Source organism: Pseudomonas sp. THAF187a, from assembly GCF_009363395.1.
Classification (GTDB): domain Bacteria; phylum Pseudomonadota; class Gammaproteobacteria; order Pseudomonadales; family Pseudomonadaceae; genus Aquipseudomonas; species Aquipseudomonas khazarica.
Window position 1 is genome coordinate 1,514,981 of sequence record NZ_CP045349.1, and the last position, 14,088, is coordinate 1,529,068.

General features: G+C 65.9%; 14 protein-coding genes. 2 read left to right on the forward strand and 12 right to left on the reverse strand.

Annotated elements, in window-relative coordinates:
• Nucleotides 1-83 precede the first annotated feature (83 nt).
• From FIV02_RS07005 to FIV02_RS07025, 5 genes are all read right to left on the reverse strand, one after another.
• A complete protein-coding gene (locus tag FIV02_RS07005) occupies nt 84-1,187 on the reverse strand; it encodes an enoyl-CoA hydratase/isomerase family protein (protein WP_152488211.1) in 1,104 nt (367 codons plus the stop codon).
• A 100-nt stretch (nt 1,188-1,287) separates the two neighbouring features.
• Nucleotides 1,288-2,106 (reverse strand): enoyl-CoA hydratase, encoded by an 819-nt coding sequence (locus FIV02_RS07010; protein WP_047584493.1) that lies wholly within the window; start codon nt 2,104-2,106, stop codon nt 1,288-1,290.
• Nucleotides 2,107-2,124: 18 nt separating this feature from the next.
• Nucleotides 2,125-3,288, reverse strand: a complete 1,164-nt coding sequence (locus FIV02_RS07015) for an isobutyryl-CoA dehydrogenase (RefSeq protein WP_152488212.1) — start codon at nt 3,286-3,288, stop codon at nt 2,125-2,127.
• A 6-nt stretch (nt 3,289-3,294) separates the two neighbouring features.
• On the reverse strand, nt 3,295-4,542 hold the full coding sequence (locus FIV02_RS07020) for an ABC transporter substrate-binding protein (protein ID WP_047584491.1): 1,248 nt from the start codon (nt 4,540-4,542) through the stop codon (nt 3,295-3,297).
• Between the two features lie 97 nt (nt 4,543-4,639).
• The gene (locus FIV02_RS07025; protein WP_152488213.1) at nt 4,640-6,136 is read right to left on the reverse strand and encodes a CoA-acylating methylmalonate-semialdehyde dehydrogenase; all 1,497 of its coding nucleotides are present in this window, start codon (nt 6,134-6,136) and stop codon (nt 4,640-4,642) included.
• 124 nt (nt 6,137-6,260) lie between these two features.
• Here FIV02_RS07025 and FIV02_RS07030 point away from each other — a divergent pair, with 124 nt between their 5' ends.
• The gene (locus FIV02_RS07030) at nt 6,261-7,142 is read left to right on the forward strand and encodes an AraC family transcriptional regulator (RefSeq protein WP_037055453.1); all 882 of its coding nucleotides are present in this window, start codon (nt 6,261-6,263) and stop codon (nt 7,140-7,142) included.
• 10 nt (nt 7,143-7,152) lie between these two features.
• Here the strand turns inward: FIV02_RS07030 and FIV02_RS07035 are convergent, their stop codons facing one another.
• On the reverse strand, nt 7,153-7,566 hold the full coding sequence (locus tag FIV02_RS07035; protein WP_152488214.1) for a PaaI family thioesterase: 414 nt from the start codon (nt 7,564-7,566) through the stop codon (nt 7,153-7,155).
• A gap of 96 nt (nt 7,567-7,662) precedes the next feature.
• Entirely contained in the window at nt 7,663-8,475 is an 813-nt protein-coding gene (locus FIV02_RS07040; protein ID WP_152488215.1) for an HDOD domain-containing protein, read from the reverse strand.
• Nucleotides 8,476-8,615: 140 nt separating this feature from the next.
• Here FIV02_RS07040 and ung point away from each other — a divergent pair, with 140 nt between their 5' ends.
• Nucleotides 8,616-9,305: a uracil-DNA glycosylase gene (gene ung, locus FIV02_RS07045; RefSeq protein ID WP_152488216.1), complete on the forward strand. Its 690-nt coding sequence runs from the start codon at nt 8,616-8,618 to the stop codon at nt 9,303-9,305.
• Nucleotides 9,306-9,321: 16 nt separating this feature from the next.
• Here ung and FIV02_RS07050 read toward each other — a convergent pair whose 3' ends face one another.
• From FIV02_RS07050 to livH, 5 genes are all read right to left on the reverse strand, one after another.
• Nucleotides 9,322-10,182, reverse strand: a complete 861-nt coding sequence (locus FIV02_RS07050) for a DUF6279 family lipoprotein (protein WP_152488217.1) — start codon at nt 10,180-10,182, stop codon at nt 9,322-9,324.
• Nucleotides 10,183-10,357: 175 nt separating this feature from the next.
• Nucleotides 10,358-11,059 carry an ABC transporter ATP-binding protein gene (locus FIV02_RS07055; RefSeq protein ID WP_037055462.1) on the reverse strand — a complete coding sequence of 234 codons (702 nt, stop codon included), beginning with the start codon at nt 11,057-11,059 and terminating at the stop codon, nt 10,358-10,360.
• Nucleotides 11,060-11,062: 3 nt separating this feature from the next.
• Nucleotides 11,063-11,830 (reverse strand): high-affinity branched-chain amino acid ABC transporter ATP-binding protein LivG, encoded by a 768-nt coding sequence (gene livG, locus FIV02_RS07060; protein ID WP_037055463.1) that lies wholly within the window; start codon nt 11,828-11,830, stop codon nt 11,063-11,065.
• On the reverse strand, nt 11,827-13,095 hold the full coding sequence (locus FIV02_RS07065) for a high-affinity branched-chain amino acid ABC transporter permease LivM (RefSeq protein ID WP_152488218.1): 1,269 nt from the start codon (nt 13,093-13,095) through the stop codon (nt 11,827-11,829). The genes livG and FIV02_RS07065 overlap by 4 nt, the downstream gene beginning before the upstream one ends.
• The gene (livH, locus tag FIV02_RS07070; RefSeq protein WP_037055468.1) at nt 13,092-14,015 is read right to left on the reverse strand and encodes a high-affinity branched-chain amino acid ABC transporter permease LivH; all 924 of its coding nucleotides are present in this window, start codon (nt 14,013-14,015) and stop codon (nt 13,092-13,094) included. The genes FIV02_RS07065 and livH overlap by 4 nt, the downstream gene beginning before the upstream one ends.
• Nucleotides 14,016-14,088: the final 73 nt, after the last annotated feature.

Below are 14,088 nucleotides of genomic sequence, written 5' to 3' on the forward strand. Positions count from 1 at the left end.
TGTCCGTGCGGCGTTCGAGGCGTGCGGGTGGGGCTGATGGTCCGGCCTCCCCGGATTTCATCCGGGCTACGTGTTTCTTCTGGCTACAGGTCGGCCAGCGGGTGCTCGTCCTCCCAGGCCGGAGCGAAGTGCGCGGCGATCACGGCAGCGGGGATCGCGGCGACATCCGGCCAGTGCCAGTTCGGGCTGTGGTCCTTGTCGATCAGGCGCGCGCGCACGCCTTCCGGAAATTCCGGGTGGCGGCAGCAGTTGAGGCTCATGGCGTACTCCATGCGGAACACGTCGGCCAGCGACTGGTGACGGGCGCGGCGGATCTGTTCCCAGACCAGGTGCGCGGTCAGCGGGCAGCCGCCGGCCAGGGTTTTCGCCGCCCGTGCCAGCAGGGCATCGTCGTCGCCCTGCAGGGTGCTGAGGGCCTGGACCGCAGCGGCTGGCTCGGCGACATCGAGCAGTGCGTCGAGGCGTTCACGGCGAGGCAGCCACTGCGCCGCCGGCAGGTCGCCACGGGCTTCGTTCTCCAGGGCCTGCAGCAGGCTGTGCAGCTGCAGTTGGGCCTGCTCGCGCCAGTTCAGTTGCACCAGCCCTTCGAGCAGCGCCTGCTGCTGGTCATCGCGCAGGAAGCGGTCGGCCAGGTTGAGGTCCAGCGCATCGCGGGCGTTGATGCTGGCGGCGGTGAGGCCGAGGAACAGGCCGAGCCTGCCGGGCAGGCGGGCGAGGAACCAGCTGCCGCCGACGTCCGGGTACAGGCCGATGTTGATCTCCGGCATGCCGAGCCGACTGCTCGGCGTGACGATGCGGATGCCGGCGCCCTGCATCAGGCCCATGCCGCCCCCCAGCACATGGCCGTGGGCCCAGCAGATGAAGGGTTTGGGGAAGGTGTGGATACGGTAGTCGAGGCGGTACTCGTCGGCGAAGAAGCGGCGCGCCAGGGGCGGGACTTCACCGGGGTGCTCGCGACACTGGTGCACCAGCTGGACCACGTCGCCGCCGGCACAGAAGGCCTTGGGGCCGTTGCCGCGCAGCATCACGCAGGCGATGGTCGGGTCTTCGGCCCAGGCTTTCAGGCGCTCGTCGAGTGCCTCGATCATCGGCAGCGACAGCGCGTTGAGGCTTTTCTCGGCGTCCAGGCTGGCGATGCCGATGCGATAGCCGTGCAGGCTGGGGCGTTCTTCGAATTGCAGGTTCATGAGGTTTTCCCGCGTAGGGTGGATGGCGCTCTATCCATCCACCGGATGGGGTAATGGTGGATGTGAAAGGCGACATCCACCCTACGAGCTATTTGTGCGGTTATTTGTTGCGCCACTGCGGGTCGCGTTTTTCCAGGAAGGCGTTGACGCCTTCGCGGGTGTCGTCGGCGTCGAACAGGTCGACGAAGCGCTCGCGCTCCTCGGGCAGCCAGGTGTTCGAGCCGCGTTCGCGGGCCCCCTGGATCAGCGGCTTGATGGTGCGCACCGCCACCGGGCTTTGCCGCGCCACCTTGGCGGCCAGCAGCAGGGCCGTGCCGCGTGCTTCGCCACTGTCGACCACCTGCTCGACCAGGCCGATGCGCAGGGCGGTGTCGGCGTCGATGCGTTCGCCGCAGAGGATCATGCGCTTGGCCCAGCCCTCGCCCACCAGCCAGGGAAGTGCCTGGGTGCCGCCCGCGCAGGGCAGCAGGCCCACGGCAGCTTCCGGCAGGGCCATCTGCGCCTGGCGCTCGGCGATGCGGATATCACAGGCCAGGGCACATTCCAGGCCGCCTCCCATGGCATAGCCGTTGATCGCGGCGATGGATACCCCACGGAAATCGCGCAGGGTCTCGAAGGCCTCGCCGAAGCGCCTGGCCATCTCCCGGGCGCGGGCCTTGTCGCCGTCGGCGAACATGTTCAGGTCGGCGCCGGCGGAGAAGAACTTCGGCCCCTGTCCGGTCACCACCAGGGCGTAGACCTCGTCGTCGCGGTTGAGGTGTTCGACCACCTGCTTGAGGCCGATCAGCGAATCGCGGTCCCAGGTGTTGGCCGGCGGGTGGTTGATGGTGATCAGCGCGGTGTGCCCGTGCTTCTCCACGGTGAGCTTGTGGGTCAGGTCGAAGATGCCGGATTTGTAGGTTTCGATTGCGGTCGTCATGAGGGGCTCCTGCAGGTTTCAGAGCAGGCGATCGAGCATGCCGCTCTGCTGCAGCAGGCGGCGGGCGACGATCACCCGCATGATTTCGTTGGTGCCTTCGAGAATCTGGTGCACGCGTGCATCGCGCACCCAGCGCTCCAGTGGATAGTCATTCAGATAGCCATAGCCACCGTGGAGTTGCAGGGCTTCGTTGCATACGCCGAAGCAGTGGTCGGTGGCGAAGCGTTTGGCCATGGCGCAGTACAGGCTGGCTTCGCCGTGGCCATGATCGAGCTTGTGCGCGGCCAGGCGTACCATCTGCCGGCTGGCGGTCAGGTCGGTGAGCATGTCGGCCAGCTTGAACTGCAGCGCCTGGAACTCGCTCAGCGCCTTGCCGAACTGCTTGCGCTCCTCAACGTAGCGCAGGCTCTGCTCCAGTGCGGCCTGGGCGGCGCCAAGCGAGCAGCTGGCGATGTTCAGGCGGCCCCCGTCGAGGCCTTTCATGGCGTAGACGAAGCCTTCGCCTTCCGGGCCGATGCGGTTGCCGGCGGGGATGCGTACGCCGTCGAAGGTGATGCTGCGGGTCGGCTGTGCCTTCCAGCCCATCTTGTCCTCGTTGCGACCGTAGCGCACGCCGGGGGCGTCGGCCGGCACCAGGAAGCAGGAGATGCCCCGGGCGCCATCCTCGCCGGTGCGTGCCATGACGATCAGCACGTCGCTGGCCCCCGCGCCGGAGATGAAGCACTTGCTGCCGTCGAGCAGGTAGTCGTCGCCGTCGCGCCGCGCCCGTGTGCGCAGGCTGGCGGCGTCGGAGCCGGCGTCCGGCTCGGTCAGGCAATAGGAGGCGAGCGACCGGCCGCTGACCAGCCCGGGCAGCCAGGCGTCCTTGAGCGCCTGGTCGGCGAAGCTGGCGAGCATCCAGGTGGCCATGTTGTGGATGGTCAGGTAGGCGGTGGTGGCCACGCAGCCGGCCGCCAGTTGCTCGAAGATCAGTGCGCTGGACAGACGCGACAGCCCCAGGCCGCCGTCCTCCTCGGCGATGTAAAGGGCCAGGTAGCCCTGTTCGGCCGCACGGCGGATCACCTCGACCGGGAAGTGCTGGTCGCGATCCCAGTCGGCGGCGTAGGGCGCCAGTTCCCGCGCGGCGAAGGCGCGGGCACTGTCGGTCAGCAGGCGTTGTTCATCACTGAGTTCGAAGTCCATGGCATCTCATTGCAAGGTCAGGGGTTGGCCGCCGGCGCGCCGCTCGGCCTGCCACTCGGCGAGGCTGGGCAGCGCCGTGCTGGCGTCGAGGCGGTCGACGATTTCGAAGTAGTCCTGTTTCAGCGGGTCCTTGAGCACGTCCTCGCGTGGTTTGACCCGTACCGCGTAGACGGTCTGCAGGTTCTGGTGGTCGAAGGCGCGCCATTGCTGCTCGTCTTTCAGCAGGCTGTAGCGGTGGCCTTCGAGCGCCTTGATCAGCGCTTCGCTGTCCAGGCTGTTGGCGCGCTTGGCGGCATCGGCCCATTGCTGGACGATGCTGTAGGCCGAGGCGGCAGAGCTGGACGGGTACATCTCGTAGCGGGTCTTGAACGACTGCACGAAGGCTTCGCCGCGCGTGGACTTCTCCAGCGCCGGGACGCGCCAGGTCCAGGGTTCGGTGCCGATCACGCCCTGCATCAGGTCCGGTCCGGCCTGCTCGACCATGCTCTGGGTCAGGTTGGGCGCGATGATCTGCATGCGCTCGGTCAGCCCCAGGTCCTTGGCGATGCGCATGGCGCGCACCAGGTCTTCGCCGAACAGCACCAGCGCCAGTACCTCGGCATTGCTGGAGGCGGCCTGGGTCAGGGCATCCTGATAGTCGGCCAGGCGGGCGCCGGGGAAGGGCACGCGCACCCCTGCATGCTGGCCGGCGTTGTCGGTGCCCGTGGCCTGCCGCAGCGAGGCCTCGGTGGTGTGGCCCCAGGTGTAGTCGGAGGTCACGTAGAAATAGCGCTTGTTGGGCAAGGTCTTGCTCAGGTACTGGCCGAGCACCTTGGCACTCATCCAGGCGTTGTTGCACTCGCGGAACATGTAGCGCTGGCCATCCTTGCCGGTGGTGTCGTTGGAGTAGGTGAGGGTGCCGAAATACAGCAGGCCGTGCTCCTTGGCGCGCTTGCCGGCGGCGATGGCCACCGCGCTGGAGGAGCCGCCGAAGAGCATCGCGGCGCCTTCGGCGGCCAGCTTGTCGACGTTCTTCACCGCCTTGGCCGGACGCGAGGCAGTGTCCTTGCTGGACAGGCGCAAGGGCCTGCCCAGTACACCGCCCTGGGCGTTCAGCTCGTCGATGGCCAGCAGGGCTCCACGCATCTGCGCCAATCCCTCCTCCTTGTACGGTCCCGTGCGCGGGTAGTTGAGCCCCAGGGTGATCGGCTCGGCAGCCTGCGCACAGGCGGTGACAGCGGCCCACAGGGCCAGAATGGCAGACAGTTGGCGCATTGCAGTTCTCCTTGTTCTTGTTCTGCTGAGAACCCTTTTACGCCGCTTGTCCAGTTCGGGTGATCGTCTATTGGTCTAAAGACACGTTACCCGGTTCTCATTTCAGAGAAATGGTCATGTTCGGCCCGTCGCCCAGCGCTGTGTCGTCGAACCAACGGCTGGTCACTGTCTTGGTCTCCGTATAGAAGCGCACCGCCTGTTTGCCATAGGCATGCAGGTCGCCATAGAACGAACCCTTCCAGCCGGTGAAGGAGAAGAACGGCAGCGGCACCGGGATCGGCACGTTGATGCCCACCTGACCGACCTCGATCGCATGCTGGAAATGCCGAGCGGCGCCGCCGGAGCGGGTGAACAGGCTGGTGCCGTTACCGTAGGGGCTGGCGTTGATCAGCGCGATGGCCTCTTCCAGAGTGTCCACCTCCATGCACACCAGCACCGGGCCGAAGATTTCCTCGCGGTACAGGCTCATTCTGCTGGTCACGCCGCGGAACAGGGTCGGGCCGACCCAGTTGCCATGCGGATAACCGTCGACCACGCAGTGCGAACCATCGAGCAGGCACTCGGCACCTTCGGCCTTGCCTTCCTCGATCAGGCGCAGCACGCGCTGGCGGGCCTGCGGGCTGATCAGCGGACCATAGGCGGCGCCACTGTCCTGCCAGTGGCCGGGGCGCAGCGCGGCCATCTGTTCGGCCAGGTCGTCGATCCAGTGTTTCGCCTCACCGACGAACACCGCCACGCTGATTGCCATGCAACGCTGGCCGGCGGCCCCGCAACTGGCGCCGAGCAGGTTGCTGATGACCTGCTCCCTGGGCGCATCGGGCATGACCACCATGTGGTTCTTCGCCCCGGCGAAGGCCTGCACGCGCTTCAGGTGCTGGGTGCCGGTGCGATACACATGCTGGCCCACCGTCACCGAGCCGACGAAGGACACCGCGCGCACCAGCGGGTGCACCAGCAGGGCATCGACCTGCTCGCGTGCACCATGCAGTACCTGCAGCAGGCCGGCCGGTGCGCCGGCTTCGAGGAACAGTTCGGCCAGGCGGTTGGGCGTCATCGGGTCCTGTTCGGACGGTTTGAGAATGAATGCGTTGCCGCAGGCGATGGCCAGCGGGAACATCCACAGCGGAATCATCGCCGGGAAGTTGAACGGGGTGATACCGACGCACACCCCCAGCGGCTGGATCCAGCTGGCGGTGTCGATCTCGCGGGCGACGTTCTCCACCGTCTCGCCCATCATCAGGCTGGCGATGTTGGCGGCATGCTCGGCCACCTCGATGCCCCGCCATACGTCGCCCTTGGCATCGGCGAAGGTCTTGCCGGTTTCCCGCGCGAGGATTTCCGCCAGTTCGTCGTGATGCTCCTTGAGCAGGTGCTGATAGCGCAGCATCAAGCGGGCTCGCTCCGAGACCGGGACCTCACGCCAGGCGAGGAAGGCCTGCTGTGCGCCGGCTACCGCAGTCTCGATTTCCTCGGCCGTGGCCTTGGGCGCCAGGGCGATCACTTCCTGGGTGGTCGGGTCGGTGACTTCGATCAGTTCGTGAGCCTGGCTGGTGCGCCATTGGCCGTCGATCAGTTGCGGCAGGGTCTGGGGCATGTTCGCCTCCTGTAGTTCTTGTCCGGGTCTTTTATAGCGGCTGGGAACGGCCTTGTGGATTGACGATCTTGGTCGAAGGATGGACGATCTTGGGATTCGTCGACTGCCTCGGGATGCGATCAGCATGGGCTTGCGCGTGGAAACCTCCAACTGGCCGTTGCCGCTGGGTGGGCAACGCTTCATCACGCCGCCGCGTCTGCGCCGCCTGCTGGCGCGCCATCCGCTGAGTGCTGGCTGCTACCCGCTGGCCATCGGTTTCTACCCCGAAGCGGTCGGACACCGCATGAGCCGTGCGCAGCCGGAGGATGACCTGCTGATCTACTGCCGCTCGGGCAAAGGCTGGCTGCACGGCGAGGATGGACGATTCGAGGTCGGTGCTGGCGATCTGCTGCTGCTGCCCAGGAACACCGCGCATGCCTACGGCGCCGATGCCGACGCCCCCTGGACCATCTACTGGGTGCACTTCGACGGGGCGCTCAGCCAGGACTTCCTCGACCTGCTGGGTAGCCAGCCGTTGCGCCGTATCGGCGTCCAGCCACGCCTGCTGGGGGACTTCGAGGCGCTGCTGGGGCTGCAGCGGCAGGGGTTGAACGCGCTGCCATTCATCCATGCAGCGCATCGGCTACAGGCGATGCTCAGTTCGCTGGCGGTGCTGCCGGCGCGGGTCAATCTCAAATCGGGGCGGGTGCTGGATATCGAGGCGGTGCACGCGGTGATGCGCGAGCACCTGCACGGCAGCCTCAACCTCGATGAGCTGGCCGAGCACTTCCACCTCTCGCGCTTCCATTTCGCCAAGACCTATCGGGCCCTGACCGGGCATGCGCCGATCCAGGATTTCATCCAGCTGAAGATGGCCCTGGCCTGCCGCCTGCTCGACCGTGGCGATGTCGAGGTGCGCCAGGTCGCGGAGCAACTGGGTTATGAGGACGCCTATTACTTCTCGCGTCTGTTTCGCAAGGTGGTGGGCATGGCGCCCAGTCACTACCGGGCGCTGCACCTGGGGTAGTCGCGGCCTGCTAGACCCGTGCGATGGTCGCCAGGCCGGTAGCCACCAGCTTTTCCTGGCCGTCCTTCACGGCGAACACGTCCGCTCGGCAGACCGCCTGGCGCTGGCCGGCCTTGAGCACTTCCGCGCGGCAGAGCAGGCGTTCGCCAAGTGCAGGGGCGAGGAGGTTGAGCTTGTATTCGCTGGTGACCACGTCACCGACCATCGAGGCGGCGGCCCAGGCGCAGCCGCTGTCGACCATGAAACCGACCACTGCACCGTGCAGGTAGCCGTGGTGCTGGCACAGGTCGGGACGGCTGGGTACCTGCAGGCTGACCCGGCCCGGCGCGAACTCGAGCAGTTCGGCGCCGAGCAACTGGGCGAAGGTGGAGTGGGCGAGCGCCTGTTCCAGACGCTCGCGGCTGATGCCGTTCGAATCGCTCATGTGACCTCCTGCACGGGGTGTGCGGGAGAGTCTCGGCCTGCCCCTGGGCTTGGGCAAGCTGTATCCACCGACCTGATGAGGCGCCATGACCGAGTGTCAGGCGAGCAGGCGCTTCCACAGTTTCAGGCCTTCGGCCAGTTCCGCGCGCAGTTCGTCCAATGGGCGCTCTAGTCCCAGCTTGACCTGGGCCGGCAGCAGGCCATCCGGCGTACTGCCCGACTGCAGGGCGCTGGCCAGCAGCACCAGGTCGGCCAGGTCGGCGCTGTGTTCGTGCTCGCGCTGCCACTGGCCATGCAGGCGGGCGCATTCGATGACTGCCGACGGCAGTTGCCAGCGGGTCAGGATCAGCGCGCCGATGTCGCCGGAGAGCTGCTCGCACAGGGCATTCAGCGAGGCGCTGTCACGCGGCAGCTCCGGCCAGTGTTCCAGCTCCGACAACAGGGGCAGGCTGCCGATATCCTGCAGCAGCCCACCGAGCATGGCGTCATCCATGGAGAAGCCGACGGTCTGTGCCAGTACGGCGCAGTAGGCGGCGCGTTCACGGGCGTTGCGCCAGCGCGTGCGAAACGCCTGCTGCAGCGCCGCGTCGTCGCTGGTGAACAGGTGCTGCAGGCTGAAACCCAGCACCAGGTCGGCCAGCTGGCGGGTGCCGAGGCGGCCGAGCAGGTCGCGCAGCGAGGTGCAGGGGCGGTTGCCGCGCAGCAGCGGCGCGGCGGAGAACTGCATCAGATACGCCGCCAGTGGCGGGTCGCCGTTGATCACCCGCGCCAGTTGTTCCTGCGAGGTGTGCGGGTCGTCCAGCAGCTTGCGGATACGTACGGCGGCCTCCGGCATCTGCGGTATCTTGGCTTCGCCCTTGAGAAAACGGTTGAGGAGTGCCAGGCGCAAGGTATCGGTGGTGGTCGGCATCGAGTTCCATTCATTCGTCAGTGGCTGTGTTCGAAAGGCTAGCAAAGCATCCCCGGCCTTGCCGCAATCGTCTTCCTTGACTTGCCCTGGCCCCTTCTCTAGCGTGCCTGCACTTGTAAGGATTCAGGCAGGAAACAGGCATGACCGATGACCGCATCAAACTCGAGGCCAGCTGGAAAGAGGCGCTGCGCGACGAGTTCGACAAGCCCTACATGAAGGAGCTGGGCGAGTTCCTGCGAACGGAGAAGGCGGCCGGCAAGGAGATCTACCCACCTGGCCCGCTGATCTTCAATGCGCTCAACTCCACGCCGCTGGAGCAGGTCAAGGTGGTGATCATCGGCCAGGACCCCTACCACGGTCCGGGGCAGGCGCATGGTCTGTGCTTCTCGGTGCAACCGGGGGTGCAGACGCCGCCGTCGCTGGTGAACATCTACAAGGAACTGAAGCGCGACCTGAACATCGACATCCCGGCGCACGGCTACCTGCAGAGCTGGGCCGATCAGGGCGTGCTGCTGCTCAACACGTCGTTGACCGTGGAGCGTGCCAATGCCGGTTCGCATGCGGGCAAGGGCTGGCAGCATTTCACCGACCGGGTCATCGAGCTGGTCAGCGAGCGGCAGCCCAGGCTGGTCTTCCTGCTCTGGGGTAGCCATGCGCAGAGCAAGCAGCGCCTGATCGACCCGACCAAGCACCTGGTGCTGCGCTCGCCGCACCCGTCGCCGCTGTCCGCGCATCGCGGTTTCATCGGCAACGGCCATTTCAGCCGCTGCAACCAGTTCCTCAGCCAGAACGGCATGACCCCCATCGACTGGCGCCTGCCCGCGCTCTGAAGCGCTGCCAGCCCGCCTAGCGCCTGGCCAGCGTGTCGTCGCTGCGGCACTGCTGGGCGGCCAGGTCGGCACGCAGCGCGTCCAGGCGTTCGTCGGCGCGTTGCAGCTGGCGCGCGTCCGCCGTGGCGACGATATCCACGAGCATGCCGGCCATGGCCTCGCGGTTGCTCTGGTAGCTGGCGCGATAGGCCTCGGTGTAGAAGCGTTCGCGCTGTTGCAGCAAGGCGCTGATGCGCGCGGCGAAGTCGTCGCTACGTCGTGCTTCCAGGGCGTCACGCAGTGCCTGTTGCCAGGCCAGGCGGTTGTCCAGCCAGACCTGATTCTGCGCGCCCAGGCTCCGGGCCCAGGCCAGTACCCGTTCACGCTGGGCCGGCTCGAGGTCGCCGAACCAGGGCTGCAGGCGCTCGTTCATACGTTCGGCGCGCAGGCTGATCTGCTCGTCCAGTGGCGGCTCGAGGAAGGTCGCGCGCAGCTTCCGGTTCTGCTCCTCCAGCTCGGCGAACAGGCGCTCGACCTGCAGCGGGTTGAGGCCGCGCAGCAGTTCGACGGTGCTCGGGGTGATTTCCACGGCGATGCGCTGCATCGCCTGCTCGAAGCCGTCCAGCTGGCTGAGCATCAGTTCGGCGTCGCGCTCGGCCAGGGCCTGGCGGCTGCGTTGCAGCCAGTCGAGGTAGTGCGGCAGCTCCACGCTGCAATGCCAGGTCAGGTGCCGCTGCAGCCTGGGTTCCAGCCAGGCGCCCTGCTCGCGGCTCAGCTCGACGTAGTCGCCCAGTTTCCAGGGGATGATCCAGTCCAGGTTGCGGTAGGCCAGGCCGGCACGGCTGCAGGCGCCGAGGGCAACGGTGAGGGCGAGCAACAGCAGCAGGGACTTGCGCATGAGCGGGGTCCGCCTGGGTAGAGTCGTTGAGACTAATACGCGGCGAAGCGGATGCAAGAGGGCGGACATATCCGCTAAACAGTTCGCTGGCCGGCAGGTGCGCGCGCGTTGCAAGCCTGTCGTCCAGGCATGAAAAAACCGCCCCGGAGGGCGGTTTCGGGTACGGCAGTCCGGCTCAGCCGCCGAGGTAGGCGTCGCGTACCTTCGGGTCGTTGAGCAGATCCTCACCGCTGCCTTGCATGACGATATGGCCGTTCTCCAGCACGTAGCCACGGTCAGCCAGCTTCAGCGCCTGGTTGGCGTTCTGCTCGACCAGGAACACGGTCACGCCGTCTTCGCGCAGTTGCTCGATGATGTCGAAGATCTGCTGGATGATGATCGGCGCCAGGCCCAGCGACGGCTCATCGAGCAGCAGCAGCTTGGGCTTGCTCATCAGCGCACGACCGATGGCGAGCATCTGCTGTTCGCCGCCGCTCATGGTGCCGGCGCGCTGGGCGAAGCGCTCCTTCAGGCGCGGAAACAGGTGCAGGACCTTGTCCAGCTGCTCCTGGTTGTCCGCCTTGTTGCCGAAGAAGCCACCCATGGCCAGGTTCTCCTCGACGGTCAGGCGGGCGAATACGCGACGGCCTTCCGGCACGATGGCGATGCTCTTGCGCATGATCTCGGGGGTGTCCATGCCCACCAGCTCTTCACCCAGATAACGGATGCTGCCGCTGGTGGCGCGCGGGTTGCCGCACAGGGTCATCAGCAGGGTGGACTTGCCGGCGCCGTTGGCGCCGATCAGGGTGACGATCTCGCCGGCTTGCACATCGATGCTGACATCGTGCAGCGCCTGGATCTTGCCGTAGAAGGTGGAGACGTTGTTGAAGCTCAGCATGGATTACGCCTCCCCCAGATAGGCTTTGATCACGTCCGGGTTGTTGCGGATCTGCTCCGGCGTGCCGTCGGCCAGGGGAGTGCCCTGGTTGATCACGTAGATGTGGTCGGAAATGCTCATCACCAGCTTCATGTCGTGCTCGATCAGCAGCACGGTGACATTGTGCTCGTCACGCAGCATGCCGATCAGCTCCTTCAGGTCTTCGGTCTCGCGCGGGTTGAGGCCGGCAGCCGGCTCGTCGAGCATGAGGATGCTCGGACGGGTCATCATGCAGCGGGCGATCTCAAGGCGGCGTTGCTGGCCGTAGGCGAGGGTGCCCGCCTCGCGGTTGGCGAACTCCACCAGGTTGACCTTCTCCAGCCAGTAGCCGGCGAAGTCCATCGCCTCGCGTTCGCTGCGACGGAAGCTGGGCGTCTTGAACAGGCCGGCCAGGTAACTGGTGTTGAGGTGGCGATGCTGGGCGATCAGCAGGTTCTCCACCGCGGTCATGTCCTTGAACAGACGTACGTTCTGGAACGTCCGCACCACGCCCTTGCGGGCGATCTTGTGGCCCGGCAGGCCTTCGATGGCCTCGCCGTCGAGACGGATGCTGCCCGAGCTTGGCTGGTAGAAACCGGTCAGGCAGTTGAACACGGTGGTCTTGCCGGCGCCGTTCGGGCCGATCATCGAGACCACCTGCTTTTCCTTGACGTTCAGGCCCACCCCGTTGACGGCCAGGAGGCCGCCGAAACGCATGGTCAGGCCGCTTACTTCGAGAATCGTGCGGCTCATCGCTTCAGCTCCAGGTGGGGACGTTGCATCGGCAGCAGACCTTGCGGGCGCCAGATCATCATGAAGATCATGACCAGGCCGAAGATCAGCATGCGGTACTCGCTCAGCTCACGCATCTCCTGCAGCATCACCATGACGATGGCCGCGAGGATCACGCCGAGCTGCGAGCCCATGCCGCCGAGCACCACGATGGCGAGGATCATCGCCGACTCGATGAAGGTGAAGGACTCCGGTGTCACCAGACCCTGACGGGCGGCGAAGAAGCTGCCGGCGAAACCGGCCAGGCTGGCGCCGATGGTGAAGGCCGAGAGCTTGATCACGGTGGGGTTCAGGCCCAGCGCGCGGCAGGCGATCTCGTCCTCGCGCAGGGCTTCCCAGGCGCGACCGATCGGCATGCGCAGCAGGCGGTTGACCAGGAACAGGGTCAGCAACACCAGCAGCAGGGCGATCAGGTAGAGGAAAATCACCTTGTACTGCGAGTTGTAGGCGATCTCGAAGTAGCCGTGGAAGGTGGGCATGTCGGCCGGCACACGACGCTCGAAGGACAGACCGAACAGGGTCGGTTTGTTCTCGTTGGCGATGCTCAGACCGTTCGGGCCGCCGGTCAGGTCGGTGAGGTTGCGCAGCAGGATGCGGATGATCTCGCCGAAGCCCAGGGTCACGATGGCCAGGTAGTCGCCGCGCAGGCGCAGCACCGGGAAGCCGAGCAGGAAGCCGAACAGGGCGGCCATCATCCCGGCGATCGGCAGGCACATCCAGAAGCTCAGGCCGAAGTAGTGCGAGAGAATCGCGTAGCTGTAGGCGCCGACCGCGTAGAAGCCGACGTAGCCAAGGTCGAGCAGGCCCGCCAGGCCGACCACGATGTTCAGGCCGAGGCCGAGCATCACGTAGATCAGGATCAGCGTGGCGATGTCCACCGCGCCGCGGCTGGCGAAGAACGGCCAGACCAGAGCGCCCACCAGCATGGCCAGGATGATCCAGCGCTGGGTGGAGGGCAGGGTGAGGAAATTGCCGACCTGGCCGCCGCTGGGCAAGCTCGGTCGTTTGGCCCAGGCCGGGGTGATGCGATCACGCAGCAGTTGCCACACGAAGATCAGCGCCGCAGCGCCGCCGATGCACCAGAGCTCGTACGCGGTGGCGCCGTGCACTTCCAGGCTGATGCCGACGGTGGTGAGTTTCAGACCCAGGACTGGGTAGGCGATGATCAGCACCAGCAGGGCGCTGAAAATCGCCGATTTGAGGTTCTTCACGCTGGAGGTGCTCATACCTTCTCCACCTCCGGACGGCCGAGGATGCCAGTGGGACGGAACAGCAGCACCAGGACCAGCAGGCTGAATGCGACCACGTCTTTGTATTGATCACCGAAGATATCGGCACCGAAGGCTTCGGCCACGCCGAGCAGGAGGCCGCCGAGTACCGCGCCGGGGATGCTGCCGATGCCGCCGAGTACCGCAGCGGTGAAGGCCTTGATGCCGGCGAGGAAGCCCAGGTGCGGGTTGATCACGCCGTATTGCATGCCCAGCAGCACCGAGGCGATGGCCGCCAGGGCGGCGCCGATGACGAAGGTCAGGGCGATGATGTTGTTGGTGTTGATACCCAGCAGGTTGGCCATCTTCAGGTCTTCGGCGCAGGCGCGGCAGGCACGGCCCAGGCGCGAGCGGGAGATGAACAGGGTCAGGCCGATCATGGCGACGAAGGTGACGATGAAGATCAGCACCTGCATGTAGGAGACGACCACGCCGTTGGTGGCGCTTTCACCGAGGATGAAGTTGCCGGGCAGCAGGCTGGGAATGGCCTTGTCCTTGGAGTCCTGCGAGAGCAGCACGGCGTTCTGCAGGAAGATCGACATACCGATCGCGGAGATCAGCGGAATCAGACGGTTGCCGCCGCGCAGGGGACGGTACGCCACCCGCTCGATGCTGTAACCGTAGGCACTGGTAACGATCATGGTGACGACGAACGCGCCGATCATGATCACGGGTACGGCTTCGATACCGAACATGGAGAGACCAGCAATCACGATGAAGGCGACGTACGCGCCAATCATGTAAACCTCGCCGTGGGCGAAGTTGATCATGCCGATGATGCCGTAGACCATGGTGTAGCCGATGGCGATCAGGGCATAGGTGCTGCCAATGGTCAGGCCATTGAGCAGCTGTTGCAGGTAGTGATAAAGATCAGGCATAGCCTAACTCCTGGGCAGCGCGTAAAGCGGCGCTTGTGGCGCAGCGCGAGGCCGGAATTCTTCTAATAAACAA